Annotated in this window: 14 protein-coding genes; 4 read left to right on the forward strand and 10 right to left on the reverse strand. The window is 26.8% G+C overall.

Going from position 1 to position 16185, the window contains the following annotated elements; genetic code table 11:
* Nucleotides 1–249: 249 nt before the first annotated feature.
* From pth to AVBRAN9333_RS00375, 10 genes are read right to left on the reverse strand one after another with little or no spacing between them, the layout of a single operon-like run.
* Entirely contained in the window at nt 250–786 is a 537-nt protein-coding gene (gene pth, locus AVBRAN9333_RS00330; RefSeq protein WP_214116613.1) for an aminoacyl-tRNA hydrolase, read from the reverse strand.
* Nucleotides 783–1319, reverse strand: coding sequence for a 50S ribosomal protein L25/general stress protein Ctc (locus AVBRAN9333_RS00335; RefSeq protein ID WP_214116615.1), 537 nt, complete (start codon nt 1317–1319; stop codon nt 783–785). The genes pth and AVBRAN9333_RS00335 overlap by 4 nt, the downstream gene beginning before the upstream one ends.
* A 59-nt stretch (nt 1320–1378) precedes the next feature.
* Nucleotides 1379–2563: a type IV pilus twitching motility protein PilT gene (locus AVBRAN9333_RS00340; RefSeq protein ID WP_214116621.1), complete on the reverse strand. Its 1185-nt coding sequence runs from the start codon at nt 2561–2563 to the stop codon at nt 1379–1381.
* Between the two features lie 9 nt (nt 2564–2572).
* A complete protein-coding gene (locus tag AVBRAN9333_RS00345) occupies nt 2573–3538 on the reverse strand; it encodes a transaldolase (protein ID WP_214120314.1) in 966 nt (321 codons plus the stop codon).
* Nucleotides 3538–4038, reverse strand: coding sequence for a chemotaxis protein CheW (locus AVBRAN9333_RS00350; RefSeq protein WP_214116625.1), 501 nt, complete (start codon nt 4036–4038; stop codon nt 3538–3540). The genes AVBRAN9333_RS00345 and AVBRAN9333_RS00350 overlap by 1 nt, the downstream gene beginning before the upstream one ends.
* 4 nt (nt 4039–4042) lie before the next feature.
* Nucleotides 4043–6415: a hybrid sensor histidine kinase/response regulator gene (locus AVBRAN9333_RS00355; RefSeq protein ID WP_336609232.1), complete on the reverse strand. Its 2373-nt coding sequence runs from the start codon at nt 6413–6415 to the stop codon at nt 4043–4045.
* An 11-nt stretch (nt 6416–6426) separates the two neighbouring features.
* The gene (locus tag AVBRAN9333_RS00360) at nt 6427–7371 is read right to left on the reverse strand and encodes a chemotaxis protein (protein ID WP_214120312.1); all 945 of its coding nucleotides are present in this window, start codon (nt 7369–7371) and stop codon (nt 6427–6429) included.
* A gap of 2 nt (nt 7372–7373) precedes the next feature.
* The gene (locus AVBRAN9333_RS00365; RefSeq protein WP_336607906.1) at nt 7374–8102 is read right to left on the reverse strand and encodes a UDP-2,3-diacylglucosamine diphosphatase; all 729 of its coding nucleotides are present in this window, start codon (nt 8100–8102) and stop codon (nt 7374–7376) included.
* Nucleotides 8102–8581, reverse strand: a complete 480-nt coding sequence (gene greA, locus AVBRAN9333_RS00370; RefSeq protein WP_239802743.1) for a transcription elongation factor GreA — start codon at nt 8579–8581, stop codon at nt 8102–8104. Before greA ends, AVBRAN9333_RS00365 begins: the two co-directional genes overlap by 1 nt.
* A gap of 4 nt (nt 8582–8585) precedes the next feature.
* Nucleotides 8586–9641 carry a lipid-A-disaccharide synthase gene (locus tag AVBRAN9333_RS00375; protein ID WP_336609233.1) on the reverse strand — a complete coding sequence of 352 codons (1056 nt, stop codon included), beginning with the start codon at nt 9639–9641 and terminating at the stop codon, nt 8586–8588.
* A gap of 90 nt (nt 9642–9731) precedes the next feature.
* On the opposite strand from AVBRAN9333_RS00375, the gene AVBRAN9333_RS00380 reads away from it, so the two are divergent.
* The 4 genes from AVBRAN9333_RS00380 to AVBRAN9333_RS00395 all read left to right on the forward strand — a co-directional run bounded on the left by AVBRAN9333_RS00380 (nt 9732) and on the right by AVBRAN9333_RS00395 (nt 16180).
* Nucleotides 9732–13253, forward strand: a complete 3522-nt coding sequence (locus AVBRAN9333_RS00380) for an autotransporter outer membrane beta-barrel domain-containing protein (protein ID WP_336609234.1) — start codon at nt 9732–9734, stop codon at nt 13251–13253.
* 169 nt (nt 13254–13422) lie between these two features.
* On the forward strand, nt 13423–13989 hold the full coding sequence (locus AVBRAN9333_RS00385) for a FecR family protein (protein WP_214116637.1): 567 nt from the start codon (nt 13423–13425) through the stop codon (nt 13987–13989).
* Between the two features lie 14 nt (nt 13990–14003).
* A complete protein-coding gene (locus tag AVBRAN9333_RS00390) occupies nt 14004–14897 on the forward strand; it encodes a FecR family protein (RefSeq protein WP_239802741.1) in 894 nt (297 codons plus the stop codon).
* Nucleotides 14894–16180, forward strand: a complete 1287-nt coding sequence (locus AVBRAN9333_RS00395) for a porin family protein (RefSeq protein ID WP_336608476.1) — start codon at nt 14894–14896, stop codon at nt 16178–16180. The genes AVBRAN9333_RS00390 and AVBRAN9333_RS00395 overlap by 4 nt, the downstream gene beginning before the upstream one ends.
* Nucleotides 16181–16185 lie beyond the last annotated feature (5 nt).

Here is a 16185-nt window from a genome sequence, read left to right on the forward strand (position 1 = left end):
GAGTTAGTTGATAAATAATTTTATATTTGTAATTTAATTTATCTTATTTTGAAAAATTTTGTTTTTAAATAAACATTTTAAATAGGCTTTAAGTATGATTTATTTTAAGTCTATACCACGATTATTATAAATTGTAATTTATTTATGAGCTTGGCAAAATTGCAATAGCTAAAATATTAGGCTATTTAAATACATATTTGTATTATTAATTATTTAAGAATAATGATTTTATTAATTATTTGAAAGTGTTTAATTATGAAATTTATTTTGAGTCTTTAATATATCATTGTCCAAAAGATATTCTAAAGCGTCTTTTGAATAATTTAAGAAGTTTTCTAATTCTTTTTTTTCATTTTCATTAAAATTGTCAAGAACATAATTAATAACTTCATATTTTAAATCAGGTTTTCCAATTCCTAATCTAATTCTTTCATAATCATTACCTATAAAGTTATCTATGGATTTTAATCCATTATGACCACCAGAACTACCACCTTTTTTAATTTTTAGCTTAGAAAAATTTATATCCATTTCATCGTGGCATACAATTATTCTTTCTGGTTTATAAAAATCTACGACTTTCTTTACACTTTCCCCTGAATTATTCATGTAGGTTAGTGGTTTAAGTAGTAATATATTTTGTTTTTTATAAAGTTCTCCATTGCAGTTTAAACTTTGTTTAGTATAAGAAGAGTTAAGTAATTTATCAATTAACATAAAGCCTAGGTTGTGGCGAGTATTTGCATATTTCTCGCCAGGATTTCCTAAGCCTACTACTAAAATCATCTAGCTTTTTCAACTCCAACAACAGCTACACGACCAGCGTCAATAATTTTTACATTATCAGCAACTTTAATATCTCTTACTAATAAAGCATCACCAACATCTAAATCAGTTACATCTAATTCAAAGAAATTAGGTAAATTTTCTGCTTTACATTTTACTTTTAAGCGGCGTTTTGATTGAATTAATACACCTTTATTTTTAAGACCTTTTGCAGTTCCTACAACTTTTACTGGAACCATATAAAAGCTCTCAACACCTTTTAGTGCTATTTTTAAATCAACGTGCTTAATTTCGCTAGTTACTGGATGGTGTTGATAATCAACAATTACAACTTCATAAGTTTTACCATCAACACTAACAGGGAAAATTAATCCGTCTTTTTTACGAACTTCTTTAATAAATTCGTTTGTTTTAAATACCGCATGGATATTTTCAACGCCTTTGCCATAGATATTAGCAATTAGCATACCATCTTGTCTAGCAGCTTTAGCTGACTTTCTACCAATACTCTGTCTAATTTGTCCTTCTAACATAAAATGTCCTTTCAAAAAAAATAAGTGTGAATAATACTATAAAAAGTTTAATAAAAATATCATTCTTCTTGAGAAGCAAGTTTAAATTGAAAACCAGTGCTTACATTAGATGATGATTTTTTAGCTTCTCCAAATTTATAACCATCAATTAATACTTTCAAGTCATTTGCATTACTTGCTTTATCATACGCTTCTTCTTCTGTAATTCTTCCTGATTTATATAGCATTAGCAAATGTTGGTCAAAACTTTGCATTTTCATTGTGCCTTCTTTTAATACATCGCCTATTGAGTTTTCTCTACCTTCTAAAATAAGTCTTTTTATACGCTCATTTCCTCTTAAAACTTCAATAGCAGCTGTTCTTTTTCCATCTGTGGTTTTACATAATCTTTGAGAAATAACAGCCTTTAATACTCCAGAAAATGAACTTCTAATTCTGTTTTGCTCTTCTTTAGGGAACATTCCTAAAACCCTATTTAATGTTTCTTGTGCATTAATTGTGTGAAGTGTGCTTAAAACTAAGTGTCCTGTTTCTGCTGCGTGCATTGCTACTTCAATGGTTTCTAAATCTCTCATCTCACCTACTAGAATAATATCAGGGTCTTCCCTTAAAGCTGCTCTTAGTGCATCTTGAAAGCTTAAAGCATCTTGTCCTATAGCTCTTTGATTTACTATTGATTTTGCAGGTTTATATTTAAATTCAATTGGGTCTTCAATAGTGATAATATGTCTATGGTAGTTTTGATTAATATATTCAATGATTGAAGCAAGTGTAGTTGTTTTACCACTACCAGTTGGTCCTGTAACTAATATTAATCCTCTTGTTTCTGTTGTTGTTATATCTTTAATAACTTCTGGCAGTTTTAATGCTTCAAAACTTGGCATAGTATCAGGGATTGTTCTAAAAACAGCACTAGGTCCATTCATTGTAAAAAATAAATTCACACGAAAAGAGCCTTTGTATTTAAATTTATCTTTATTTTTAGGCTCATAAGAGAAGTCTATATTTTTATTATCTACAAATCTTGTAAAATCTCCCCTTGTTAGGGCTTTACATAAATCTAACATATCTTCTCTTGATATAATATCAGGTGCTATTTCGCTAATTTCTCCATTTACTCTACCTTTTGGATTTAGGTTTGAGCTAAGGTGTAAATCACTTCCACCAACTTCAATTAAGGTATTTAACCAACCATCTAAATTATCTCTTAATTCCCAACGAATATTTTCTAAATCTATTTCCATTAATAACCTTTAAAGACTTTCTAAAATATCTATATATGCTTTTTCAAATTGGATTAATCCATCTTCTAAAAGTTTTTTGCAAGCGGCATTATACTCAATTTCGTTTATAGTTGAGAATATAAAATCTTTTGAATTTGAAATTATTTCTTGATTTAAATTCTTTATAGTTTTACTAGGTTTATAGGCATTTATAGCATTAATTGGAGCTGTATTTATAGTGTTATTAAATTCTAGTTCTTTTAAATAATAATCTTTACTTAAATCATTACTTTTTGTTCCTGTACTTGCAAATAAAGCTCTTATATTTTCACTATCTACTTTAGATGCTGAATAAATTGCGTTTTGAATTCCTATTTGGTTTTTAACGCTAAATCTATTATTTAATAAGCTATCAACTCTGCTTACAAAAATACTAACTACACCTTTATTAATTATTCCATTAGGATTTTTTGCTTTATATTTTTTCATACCTTGTGCTATTGCATCATTACATTTTTTTGCTTGTTCGTAAGAAAAAATCAGTGTAGCATTTATGCTAATTCCATAACTTGCCAATGTATTCATAACTTCATATCCTGCATTAGTTGCCGGCACTTTTATCATTAAATTTGGCATATTTATCAAATTAGCAATCTTTAAACCTTCTGCAATACTAAGACCTGCATTATTGCTATTTAGTGGATTTATTTCAAAACTAATAAAACCATTATTGTTATCTTTTGCATATAAATAGCTCATTTTAATAGCTGCTTTTTTAATGTCTTCTAAAGCTAGAGTTAAAAATAATTCTTCTTTATTTTTTATACTTAATTGCTTAATTCTTTCTTTATAATATGCTGAAGTAGTAATTGCATTTTTAAATATACTAGGATTACTAGTAGCACCATTTATAGTGCCACTAGCTAGCATTTGTAAAAATTCATTATCTAAAAAACTATTTTCAATAAAATCACACCAAATGCTATATCCACTCATTAAAAATCCCTTTTCATTAAAGCTTCAACTTTTAATATAGTTAAAATACTATTTTCTTGCTTGCCAATTCCATCAATCATACCTTTTTCTTTAAGTAAAGTTTCAGGTGGTTGGTCAATATTACTTTCTTTAATTTTGATAGCTTCTGTTAATTTATCAATAACAAAACCGATATTTCCTTCTTCACCTTTTAAAACTATATATCTTGTATGTTGAGTATGTTTTGAACTACCCAAGCCAAAACGCTTTGCAAGGTCAATTAATGGAATTACATTACCACGCATATTGAATACTCCTAATACATAATCAGGAACGCTAGGAACTCTAGTGTATTCAATAGGTTTTATGATTTCTTGTATGCTTAGAATTGGAATTGCATACTCTTCTTCATCAATCATAAATCCTACTAATTGTCTAATTTGTTCTTCTTTTACATCTCTACCAGAAGCACCTTTAACTTGTTCTTGTTGTCTATTTAAAACTTGATTTAATCTTTCCATTACATTATCCTAATTTTAAATTCTTTCTTACTACATTTTCTAAATATTCATAAGAATAAGGCTTTGTAATATACTCAGTCATTCCTACTTCTACGCCTCTTAATCTATCACTCTTGCTAGTTCTACTTGTAACAGCAATTAGTGGTAGATTTCTATATTTTGCATATTTTCTAATTTCTGCTGCTAGTGTGTAACCATCCATTCTTGGCATTTCAATATCAATTAGCATTCCATCTATTGAATGCTCGCCGCTTTTTACTATATTTAAAGCTTCTACACCATTGCTTGCTTCAATTACTTTAATTCCAAGTGGTTCTAATGCTTTTTTCATAATTCCTCTATCAATTTGAGAATCATCAACAGCTAAAACTACATAATCACTTGGTTTTTCTTTTGAAACTTTAGCACCACTTTCGCTACTTGCTTTAATATCTACTTTAACATCTTTTGCCATATCCATCATTGCACCAACATCAACTATTAATGTAACGTTACCATCTCCACGAATGGTTGAGCCTGCAATTCCTGTGATATTTTGTAAATAATATCCCATAGATTTAATTACAACTTCTTCTTGACCTATTAAAGTATCTACTATAATTCCAAGTTTAGAAGCTGCTGCACCGACAACAACTACATAAGCTTGTTCGCTATTTTCAAGTACTTGTTTTACTCCAAATAAATCACTAAGTCTTACAAGTGATAAAACTTCATCTCTAAGTCTTAAAACATTTTTGCCTTCAATTGTATAAATATCATCAATAGCAACTCTTACCGTTTCAAGAACACTAGCAAGTGGAATTGCATAGAATTCTTCTTGAGTTTTTACAAGTAGTGATTGAATGATAGCTAGTGTTAATGGGATTTTTAGTTTTATAACCGTTCCTTTTCCTAACTCGCTATCTACTTCAATAATACCATTTAGCTTATCAATGTTTGTTTTAACAACATCCATTCCAACACCACGACCACTTACATTTGTTACTTGTTTAGCAGTTGAAAATCCTGGTTTAAATATAAGACCATAAGCTTCTTTATCGCTCATATTATCAGCTTCTCTTTCGCTAATAATTCCTTTTTCAATACCTTTAGTTTTTAATACTTCAGCATTAAGTCCTTTACCATCATCAGCTATTTCAATTACTATGTGATTTCCTTCATTGTATGCTTTTAGCTGAACCGTTCCTCTTTCTGGTTTGCCTGCTGCTATTCTATCTTCTGCTGATTCAACTCCGTGATCGCAAGAATTTCTAATCATATGCATAATAGGATCGCCTATTTCTTCTACGATTGATTTATCAAGTTCTGTTTCTTCACCTTCAAGTTCAAGCTCAATTTGTTTTCCTAAATCACGGCTTAAATCTCTAACAACCCTTGGGAATTTGTTAAATACTTTTGCAATTGGTTGCATTCTTGTTTTCATTACAGCTAATTGAATATCAGTTGTTACTACGCTTAATTGATTTACAACTTGATTTAATTCTTCTATGAATTTTTCGCCTTCATATCTTTCTTCAACATCATCATAGATTTTTAAAAGTCTATTTTTACCCAATACAAGTTCGCCTATTAAGTTCATTAGGTTATCAAGTCTTTTTACTTCAACCCTAATAGTTTGCTCCATATTTGATGAATTGCCTTTATCAGCAGCTACAGGTGCTTGTTTTGCATTTCTAGCTTCTTTTGTATCTTGTTTTTCACTAGCTCTTTCAGAGATTTTTTCTACTGGTTTTTCAACAGGTGTTTCAACTACTTTTTCAACTTTTTTAGTTTCTACCACTGCTTCTTGTTGTTTTTTCTCTTCTCTTCTTGCTTTATCTTCAGCTTTTCTTTGTTTTAATAATCTTTCAATTTCAGCTTCTACTTCATCAGCACTTAAAGAATTTACATCTACTTCTTCTTCATTACTATTTGAATCTTTTTCAATTAATTCTTCAATTTTCTCATCTAAACTTTTTGGCTCAGCCTTAACTTCGCTTAAAATTTTACCTTCGCTAATTGCAGTTAGACGGCTACAAATTGAGCTAATATCCATATTTATTGCTGTATCATTGCCATTATCTTTAATACAATGTAATAAGTCTTTCATCATATCAATTGATTCAAGCACAACATCCATAATATCAGGAGTTATTAGTAATTCTCCGTGACGAGCTTTGTTTAAAACATCTTCCATATGATGAGTTAGTTTTGTTAAAACATCAAAGTTTAAAAAGCTTGAACTTCCTTTAACAGTGTGAGCAACACGGAAAATGCGGTTTAGCAATTCTAAATCTTCAGGATTACTCTCAAGCTCAACTAAATCGTGATCTATTTGTTCAATTAATTCAAAAGCTTCTACTAAGAAGTCTTCTAATATCTCTTGCATATCTTCCATATCTACGCTCCTTACTTTTTAATATATGATTCAATTACTCTTGATACTTCTTTGTAAAATACATTAGCATCAAATTTGGTTAAAAAGGCATCTCCACCTACATCTTTACTCTTAAGAGTTGAAAATTCATTACTTAAAGATGAGTTGAAGATAATTGGAATACCTTTAAATCTAATATCTTCTCTAACTCTTGAAGCGAAGTGAAATCCGTCCATTTGTGGCATTTCAACATCACTAATAATAACTTTTACTTGATTAGCAATATCGCCTTTGTATGCTTCATAAAGTTCATTCATTTTATTAAGTCCATCTACACCATCTTTTGCTTCAATTACTTTAAAGCCCATTTTATCAAGTGCATCGCGAACTAATTTTCTAGCAGTTGAGCTATCATCTAATACAACTGCTGTTCCTGTCATTTTTTTGATTTCTTTTTCTTCTATATCAATTTTTGGAGAGTAAATTCCAAGCTCTTCAACAATTCTTTCAAGGTCTAAGATTAATAAAACTTCATCATTTTCAATCTTAGCAATTCCTGTTATTTGACTTTTATCAAATCCGCCTGTATTTGTTGAAAAATCAGAACCTCTAATATCACTTGCATTAATTCTTCTAATTCTTTTTGCTTCATGAACTATAAAACCTATCATAATATTTGAAAATTCAGCAATAATAATTCTAGGTTTTAATACCATATCTTTTGGCTCAATTATATTCATCCATTTAGCTAAATTTATTACAGGAATTACAACTCCTCTTAAATCAAATACTCCCTCAATATATTCAGGAACACCTGGTAATTCTGTAAGTGCAGGTATTTTTATGATTTCTTTAACTTTAGCAACATTAACTCCATAAATTCCTTCATAGACTTTATGTTGTCCTTGTTTATAGATACGAAAATCTACAAGTTCCATTTCATTAGAATCAGCCTTTAAGACTTTATCTTCTGCCATATTTACTCCTTTCTGGGTAAGTTATATTTTTTTATAAAGCCATATTCTAGTATAAAAAAACTTCGGTCATTTGCAAAAGCTTCTAAATTCTTATATTTTATATTTTCTAAGCAATACTCATCTCCTTGATGAAAGTGCCCTTCTATTATATAATCAATATTTACGCCTTTTTTTATAAAAAAACTTTTATATTTTTTAATTCTAAATTCCATTAATTTTTTAAAAAAATCTAATTTTTTATATAGCTTTTTTACCTTTTGTTGATTGCAAATCTTTTGATAAATTTTATCAAAACTTAAAATATTTAATAAATTTAATATAAAAATTACAAAGCTAAATCTTAAAAATCTTAAAGCTATTTGAGTGATGATTGGTAAGAATATATCTCCGTGAGATATAGCAAAAATCTTATTGTTATAAGTTGCTAAAATTGGTTGATTTTTAATGATTTTTACATTGTTAAAAAGCTTAGTTAAATTAAAATCATGATTTCCTTCAAAATAAATAATTTCTATTTTTAAAGCTAAATCATCTAATGCTTTTATAATATCTAAATTATCGTTTTTACAACTTGAAATTCCACCTATTAAAAGATTAAAAATATCTCCTAGAAGTATTACTTGTGGTGGATTAGTCTTTTTTAAAAAATCTATAAAATCTACAAAATCAAGCCTAGTGCTATCATAATGCACATCGGCTATAAAAATTGCTCCTTCTTTTAATACAAGCATTAAATATCAAGCTCTTTATAATAAATTTCAAGTATTTCATAACTAGCTTTACCTTTAGGTAATACTACATTAAACTCATCGCCTTCAACTTTACCTATCATAGCTTTTGCTATAGGTGAGTTTATACTAATATAACCTTTATCTAAATCGCTTTCACTATTTCCTACTATGCTAAATGTTTTTTCTTCTTCTGTATTTAAATCCATTATCAAAACCGTGCTACCAAATCTTACTTTATCGTGATTAAATTCTGCTGGATTTACTATCTTAGCATTTGCTAAAATTTCGCTAAGTTCTGCGATTTTGCCTTCTAAAAAGCTTTGTTTTTCTCTTGCTGCGTGATATTCAGCGTTTTCTTTTAAATCTCCGTGAGACCTTGCAATATCAATTTCTTTTACCACATTAGGACGCTCAACTACCTTTAAATGCTCTAATTCTTTAAATAATTTTTCATATCCTTTTTGTGTCATCATTTCCATATTATTACTCCTTGATTAATTTTGCTAAATTATTTGCTATTTCACCTTTAGTTAATTCTCTTAATTTTTTTGATTTTTCTAAAAATTCATCTTTATTTGCATTTTCAAATGCTTTTAATAACTCTGTCTTATCTAAATTTTGAATGAATTCTTTATGAAATTCGCCCAAATTGAGCTTATCAAAAATAATATTACAAAGTCCAATAAATTTGATTTTTACTAAAGTTTTTGCTATGAAATAATCAATCATTTTAGCCTTATAACATAAACAAAAAGCATTTCCAATAAGCCCTGCTTCAAGACTTGCAGTCCCACTACAAATATAAGCGAACTCGCATTCTTTTAAAGTAGCCTTAGTATCATATGAGATAGTAAAGCCGCTTAAATCCCCATATAAATATAATTTATCTTTTAAAAAATTTGGCACACAAACTACGCATTCATAGTCTTTAAAATCTTGTTTTAAATTCCTAAAAATCGGCATTAAAGATTTGATTTCGCTTTTTCTTGAACCTGGTAAAAAGGCTATTAATTTTTTAGAATTTGAGTTTTCTTTAAAATAATCTTTCAATGCTTCATTACTTGGATTTCCAAAATAATGAGATTTTTTAAAATACTGATTTTCAAAAGGCAAAATCCCAACTAATTCATCACATAAACTCTCAACCACCTTAATCCTACCTTTTTTCCAAGCCCAAACTTGTGGCAAGATAAAATAAATAATTTTGCCTTTAAAACCTGCTTTTCTTAAGGCTTTTGCAAATGGTATATTAAAAGCAGGAGAATCAATTAATAAAATCTTTTCAATTTTGTCATTAAGTGCTATTTGAACCAAATCTTTTATAGCTTTTTTTGCTTTTAAAATAAGTGGCAAAATCTGCACAAAACCCATAGCATTAAATTCTGTAAAATCACAATAATTATTAGAATTTAAAATAGGAATTTCATTTTTTAAATTAATATCATAAATCCCGTATAATTCTATATTATCTAATTTTTTTAATATATGTTTTAGATGAGAATTTGCAGAATTTTCTAAAGCTATGCTTAATAATTTCATATTTTTTCCTTTAATAAAAATTATTCTTTAAAGAGAATTTAAAGTATATTGATATTATTATAAAACATAATTTTAATATAAGGAGCCACTATGAAAATCAAATATAGTGCCATTTTACTTAGTGTTAATTTATTTGCAGGTGTTGTAAATCCTAATTTTGCTTATCAAGATTATTTAGATTTTGGAAATAACAAAGGCAAATTTAAAGTAGGTAATAATATAGAAGTTACAGATATTTATGGAAAAACTATTGAGTTTAAAGTTCCTATGCCAAGTTTTAATGCAGCAAATACTACAGGAGATTTAATGGGTGAGCTTACTAATATAGGCGGCTCTTTTGCAATCACTGCAGCTCATATGATTAGTCCTACATATAGAAATGATTTAATAAAAAAAGATAAAGAATATGAATTTGGCTTAGTAAAATCAAAAGTAGTAGCAAGTGATACAAATTTTAAAGATTATTTTAAATGGAATAAATCTTGTAGTGAATTAGTTCAAGTTGATGATTTAAAAGATTTTGCTGTAATTAAAATGAGTAAATTAAATATCAATGAAAGTGCAAAGCTAATTGATAAAGAATTTTATTTTAAAAACACAAATGTTAGTGAAAATTTAAAAAATGACCAAAATGTAATATATCAAGATAAGTATTTTAATAAAAATAGCTCTAGTGAGTGGGATATTGATGCTTATAAAGAATATATTAAAACAAGCGGTGAAAAAGATGATGATAATATAGGAAAAGGTGAAATTTTAAATAATCCAGAAAGATTTAGCGTATATGCAAGAACAGGTAGTGGAATTCAAAAAATTGGTAATATTAATACAAATATTTTTCCTAAAAAAGTAGCTGATCCTTCAGAGTTTTTAACCGGCGGAGTTTTATATGTAGATGAAGATAAAAGCAAAATAGAAACAGGATATTTACATTTAAGTGCAAAGGATTATTATAAAGATGTAAGGCTTGATTTTTCAAATACTTCAGCTCCAGGAGATAGCGGAAGTGCTATTTATGTATGGGATAATTTGAAAAAAGAATGGCTAGTAATTGGAGTAGTTAGTAGAAGCGATTGTGGTGATGATAATACAACTTGCTCTTATACAAAATATGCTCTTATAAATAGTTTTATAATTAATGATTTTAAGAATGATTTTACTGCTACTTTAAGTGGTAATTCTTATAATTCAAATGATATATATTCAAATATTAAAGATAAATATAATGAAAATAATAAAGATTTAGTATTTAGTAAAGCTGCAAGTATTGCTCTAGATAAGAATGAGAATTTTGGCTCAAGTGTGTTTTATTTTAAAGATAATTCTACTTTAAATGGCGAAGAAGTTTTATTGGGTGGAGTTGTGATAGATGATGGTAAGACACTTAATTTTAATGCAAAAACAGCAGCTAATGATAATTTGCATAAAATGGGAAAAGGAACGCTAGAAATTAGCAAAGAAAGTGCAGGTGGGTTAAGAAGTGGCGAAGGGCTAACGATTTTAAATACAAGCAATAAAGCGTTTAGTTCAATTTATCTTCTAAACAATGCAGGGCTAAAAATAACTAATGCAAATCAAATTAATAATGCTAATTTAGTTTTTAATGGTGGATATTTGGATTTAAATGGAGTTGATTTGAGTTTTGATAAAATTCAAGCAAATGATTTTAGAACTAAGATTATTAATTCAAATTCTAAAAAATCAACTCTAAGTATAAATAACACTAATGATATAGGTATTTATCACGGACAAATTAGCGATAATATTGATTTAAAACTGAATAATTTTAAGACTTTTGTATTTGATGGAGAAATAAAAGCTGATGAATTAAGTGTAAATGGTGGAACTACGATATTACAAGGTCATCCTTTAGAGCATTCTTATTTCCTAAATCAATCTTTAGCTAATTCTTTAGGTGTAAATACTGCTCCTAATACAAATACTCAAGATGAATACGAAAATAGAACAAGCAAAATAAATAATATAAATCTAAGTAATTCAACCTTTAAAATATTAAAACATAGCAATTTAACATCAGGTAATATTACTTTAGATAAATCAAATCTTAGCATAGGAGAGAATTTGATTTATCTTGATAGATACGATGCAAATCATATAAATAGCTCTTTAGTATTTACTTCTTTTGCTAATGAATTTAATTCAATTGCAAAAGATATTGAAGTGACTGCAAATGTGAAATTAAAAAATAATTCAACTCTTAGCATTATGAATAATTCTAATTTTAGTGGTTCTATAATCACAGAAGATAATAATTCTACTTTAAAGCTAAATAATGCAAATATTGATGCAAATATAAATGTAGCTAATTTAAATGCTAGCAAGACTAATTTTATGTTTAGTTTAAACAATACTCTAATATCAAGTATAAGCACACTAGGTGGGCAAAATACTTTTATGATTAAACCTGATTTAGCTAATGCTAATAAGTTTTTATTAGCAAGTCTTGTAAATACTAACAATACTATTAATAATGATTATTTAAAAGCACTTGATTATAAAGAAAATATCAGTATTTATACACCTAATGTTGAGTTTGTTAATGAAAATGGCAAAGCTAATTGGTATTTAGTAAAGGTAAATAAAGAAGAAATTGAAAATACAACTCCTATTGTGCCAGAAACAAAGCCAGAACCTAAACCTAACGATGATTTAAATAAGCCTAGTGTTAAAGATTATTTCTTCGTTCAAGAAAATAAAGAAGTTACACAAATGATTGATAGTTCGTTAAATCAAGTATTTTTTAGCTATGTGTTAGAATGGAATAACTTGCAAAAAAGAATGGGGGAATTAAGAAATAACACAGATGCAAATGCTGGAATTTGGTTTAGAGCTTATACAGGTCAAAGCTCTTACGAACACGCAAACAAGACTAAGTTTTATGAAATGCAATTAGGTGCTGATAAATTAAATCAAGGCAATAATTATGTAAATTACACAGGGCTTATTTTTAATGCTAGTAAATATAGTTTAAGTGATAATTTAGATGGCAGTATAAAAGGTTATGGTTTTGGAGCATACTCTAGCACTATATATGATAATGGATTGTATTTTGATGTAATAGCAAAATATATAAATTATAAAAATGATTTTAATTTATATGTTAAAAATCAAAACGAAGTTACAAATTCTTTAAAACCAAATAATTCTTATACTTTTTTAGCTAGTGCTGAGATTGGATATAGAAAAGATTTTAATAATTTTTATTTAGAACCACAAATTGAATTAATAACAGGTTATGTAAGTAAGCAAGAATTAACAAGCAGTGATAAAAAATTATATTTACAATCAGATTCTTTTATCCCACTTAATTTAAAAACAGCTATTTTTACAGGTTTTAATAAAAATGATTTATCACTTAGAGCAGGCGTTGGACTTGCTAGCGATTTGGTAAATAATTCTAAGAAAACTATAAAAGATTTAGATACTATAAGTATTAATAATGGTAAAAGAGATTCAAGAGTATTTGTTAATTTATCAAGCTCTTACAGACTAAATAATCGTTCAAATATAGGTTTAGAATTTGAAAAAACATTCGGTGGTAATCTAAACATAGATTATAGCTTTAACCTAGTATATAGATATAACTTCTAATCTTCTTTCATCACAATAAGATAAAAATTATTGTGATGAATTATTTATAAATTTATTATTTTATAAATAAAATTTACTTTTGATTATATTTTTTATTTAATATATTTTTAATTTATAATTAAAGTTAATATCATAAAATCACTGATTAAATCTTAAAAAAGGACTTATTATGCGTATTTTGCTTTTATTGGTGTTTTTTTCAATTTCATTAGTTGCTAATGTTGGAAGTATTGTAAATTATGTAGGAGATGTTGAGGTTTTAAGAAATCAATCAACAATTAATGTAAATCATAAAAATTATGAGCTATTAGAAAACGATATTATTCTTACTAAAAATAATGCAAAAGTTCAAATAAAATTTATAGATAATACTACTCTTACTTTAGGTAAAAACTCAACTTTACAAATCAATAAATATTTAATTAATGGAGCAAATTCTAAAGTGAATTTGAAAGCTAAAAAAGGAAGCTACGATTTAGTAAGTGGAGAGATTTCTAAGCTAGCTAGACAAAACTTTACTTTCCAAGCAAATACAGCGACCATTGGCATTCGTGGAACTAGATTTAGTGGAGATGTTAATAATGGTTTTGTTAATTGTATTTCAGGAGAAATTGAAGTTGGAGTAGGCGGTAAAAAATATAATTTAAAAAAAGGAGAGAGATTACACTATAAAAATTTAGGAATTATCAAATTAGAAAAATTAAAACCAAGTAGTTTTAATGTAATCAAATTATAAAAATAGGAGAAAATATGAACAAAATAGCTTTAATTGTGTTTTTAGCAAGCTCACTTTTCGCAAATATTGGAAAAATAGTTACATTAAGAGGAGATGTTGTAATTTTAAGTGACAACAAAGAAAGAATTGCAAAAACAAATGATATTTTAGAAGAAAATGACAAAATAATCACAAAAAATAATGCAAAATTACAAATTAAATTCATAGATAATACAATAGTTACGCTAGGTAAAAATACAACTTTAAATATTAAAGATTATGTAATTGATGGTAAAAAATCAAAAGTAAGTCTTGAAGTAAATAATGGGCATTTTAAGGTAATATCGGGAAATATTTCAAAAATAGCTAGAAAGAATTTTGAATTTCAAGCAAAAACAGCAACGATTGGAATTAGAGGAACCGTGTTTGTTGGAAGTCTTGGAAAGGTTGATAAAGTAGGTTGTTTAGAAGGTGCAATAGATGTTAAAGTAGGTAATAAAACTTCTTTAGTTCAAGCAGGAAATCAATTAAGATTTGATAATGATAAGGTTATTAAGATTGAAAAGATAGTGCCTAAGGAATTTGAAACTATTAATACAGGTAAAGAAAGTCAAGTAAATACTAAACAATCTTATAAAAATAGCGAAAGTTTTAATGAGTTTTTAAATTCTAAAGAAGAAATGATAAAAGCAAAACAAGAATATTATCAAAATAAAAATTATCAAGATTATAAAAATAATTATAAATACAATAATGAAAGAATAAGGGATTTAGATACTAATTCAATATCTAAAGATATTATTAAAATATGTAATGGCAATACTTATTGCATACAAAATAAAATAAATTATGCAAATAAGGGATATTTAAATGGTAAAGACTATCAAAACAATAGGCAAAGAAATTCTACTTACGGAGTTCAAAAATGATAAAAAAGATTATTTTATCATTTTTAATAAGCTCTCTTGCTTTTGCTAATTATATAGATGAGTTTAATAAGAAAAATTATAAAAAAGCTTTAGAATTAGCTAAAGCTCAATGTGAGATTGATTGTAGTGATGAAAAACTTAACCTAATTTTGGCAAAAAGTGCTGAAAAATTAAAAGATACAAAAGAAGCAATTGCAGCTTACGATAGGGTTTTAATTATTAATGAAAACAATATTGAAGCTAGATTTTCAATAGCTAATTTATATTATGAAAATAATAATCCAGAGCTTATGAGAGATGAATTAAATTATATGCTAAATAATTTGGATTTAAGTTCTACTCAAAAAGTTAGAATTAATAATATGCTAAATAATTTAGATAATTTGACAAAAGAAGTTGCTAAGCCTTATTTTATAGGGCTTAATTTGGGTTTTGCTTATGATACAAACCCGCTTTATGGCAATGATAATTTCACTGATTTTGTTGGTGAGAAGATTAGAAATTTTAAAAATGAAAAAGCAAGTGGTTCTTTAAGTTTTAATTTTAATATAGATGGTGCTTATAATTTAGATTTAGGAAATAATTATTTTGCAGAGCTTTATGCGAGTTTAAATAATAAAAAATATTTAAAAAATAAAAGCGAAAATTATCCTGATTTAAATGTATTAACATTAGCAATTAATCCAAGCTATGTAAGGGATAATCACAAAATTACTCTAAATGCTAGTTATGATTTTGTATTACTTAGAAGAGCTGCGTTTTTGCATAGCTTAAATATGGGTATTAATTATGAAAATAATGTAAATGATAATTATTTATATTTAATTTCTTATGATTTATCTAAAGGAATATTTGCTGATAGTATGGATAAAGATTCTAATTTTATTCATCATTCTTTAGGTCTTAATAATGTTTTTGCATATAATGATAATATTTATTATTTTAATTTAAATTATGATTTAGAAAATGCAAAAGATAGTTTTAGTGCTAATTCTGATTTTAAAAATTATGGTATAAAAATCGGGGCTATTATTCCTATATTAAATAAAGTTAGTTTTAAGCCAAGTTTTGGTTATAATCATACAATTTATAAAAAGGTTGATTCATCTTATTATTCAAAAAGAAAAGATAATGAAATAGTTATTTCTAGTATTTTTGATTATAAATTAGATTATAATCAATCTTTGAGTTTCGCTTTGATTTATGATAAGCAAAATTCAAATCATAATTTTTATGATAGTTTAAATTATACAAGTATGATTAATTATAGATATGAGTTTTAAAAGGA

Source organism: Campylobacter sp. RM9333 (assembly GCF_020137705.1).
GTDB lineage: Bacteria > Campylobacterota > Campylobacteria > Campylobacterales > Campylobacteraceae > Campylobacter_E.

Bases quoted from the DNA above. Each gene is read 5' to 3' on its own strand.
- pth (WP_214116613.1), bottom strand. From the start codon at position 786: ATGATTTTAGTAGTAGGCTTAGGAAATCCTGGCGAGAAATATGCAAAT.
- AVBRAN9333_RS00335 (WP_214116615.1), bottom strand. From the start codon at position 1,319: ATGTTAGAAGGACAAATTAGACAGAGTATTGGTAGAAAGTCAGCTAAA.
- AVBRAN9333_RS00340 (WP_214116621.1), bottom strand. From the start codon at position 2,563: ATGGAAATAGATTTAGAAAATATTCGTTGGGAATTAAGAGATAATTTA.
- AVBRAN9333_RS00345 (WP_214120314.1), bottom strand. From the start codon at position 3,538: ATGAGTGGATATAGCATTTGGTGTGATTTTATTGAAAATAGTTTTTTA.
- AVBRAN9333_RS00350 (WP_214116625.1), bottom strand. From the start codon at position 4,038: ATGGAAAGATTAAATCAAGTTTTAAATAGACAACAAGAACAAGTTAAA.
- AVBRAN9333_RS00355 (WP_336609232.1), bottom strand. From the start codon at position 6,415: ATGGAAGATATGCAAGAGATATTAGAAGACTTCTTAGTAGAAGCTTTT.
- AVBRAN9333_RS00360 (WP_214120312.1), bottom strand. From the start codon at position 7,371: ATGGCAGAAGATAAAGTCTTAAAGGCTGATTCTAATGAAATGGAACTT.
- AVBRAN9333_RS00365 (WP_336607906.1), bottom strand. From the start codon at position 8,102: ATGCTTGTATTAAAAGAAGGAGCAATTTTTATAGCCGATGTGCATTAT.
- greA (WP_239802743.1), bottom strand. From the start codon at position 8,581: ATGGAAATGATGACACAAAAAGGATATGAAAAATTATTTAAAGAATTA.
- AVBRAN9333_RS00375 (WP_336609233.1), bottom strand. From the start codon at position 9,641: ATGAAATTATTAAGCATAGCTTTAGAAAATTCTGCAAATTCTCATCTA.
- AVBRAN9333_RS00380 (WP_336609234.1), top strand. From the start codon at position 9,732: ATGAAAATCAAATATAGTGCCATTTTACTTAGTGTTAATTTATTTGCA.
- AVBRAN9333_RS00385 (WP_214116637.1), top strand. From the start codon at position 13,423: ATGCGTATTTTGCTTTTATTGGTGTTTTTTTCAATTTCATTAGTTGCT.
- AVBRAN9333_RS00390 (WP_239802741.1), top strand. From the start codon at position 14,004: ATGAACAAAATAGCTTTAATTGTGTTTTTAGCAAGCTCACTTTTCGCA.
- AVBRAN9333_RS00395 (WP_336608476.1), top strand. From the start codon at position 14,894: ATGATAAAAAAGATTATTTTATCATTTTTAATAAGCTCTCTTGCTTTT.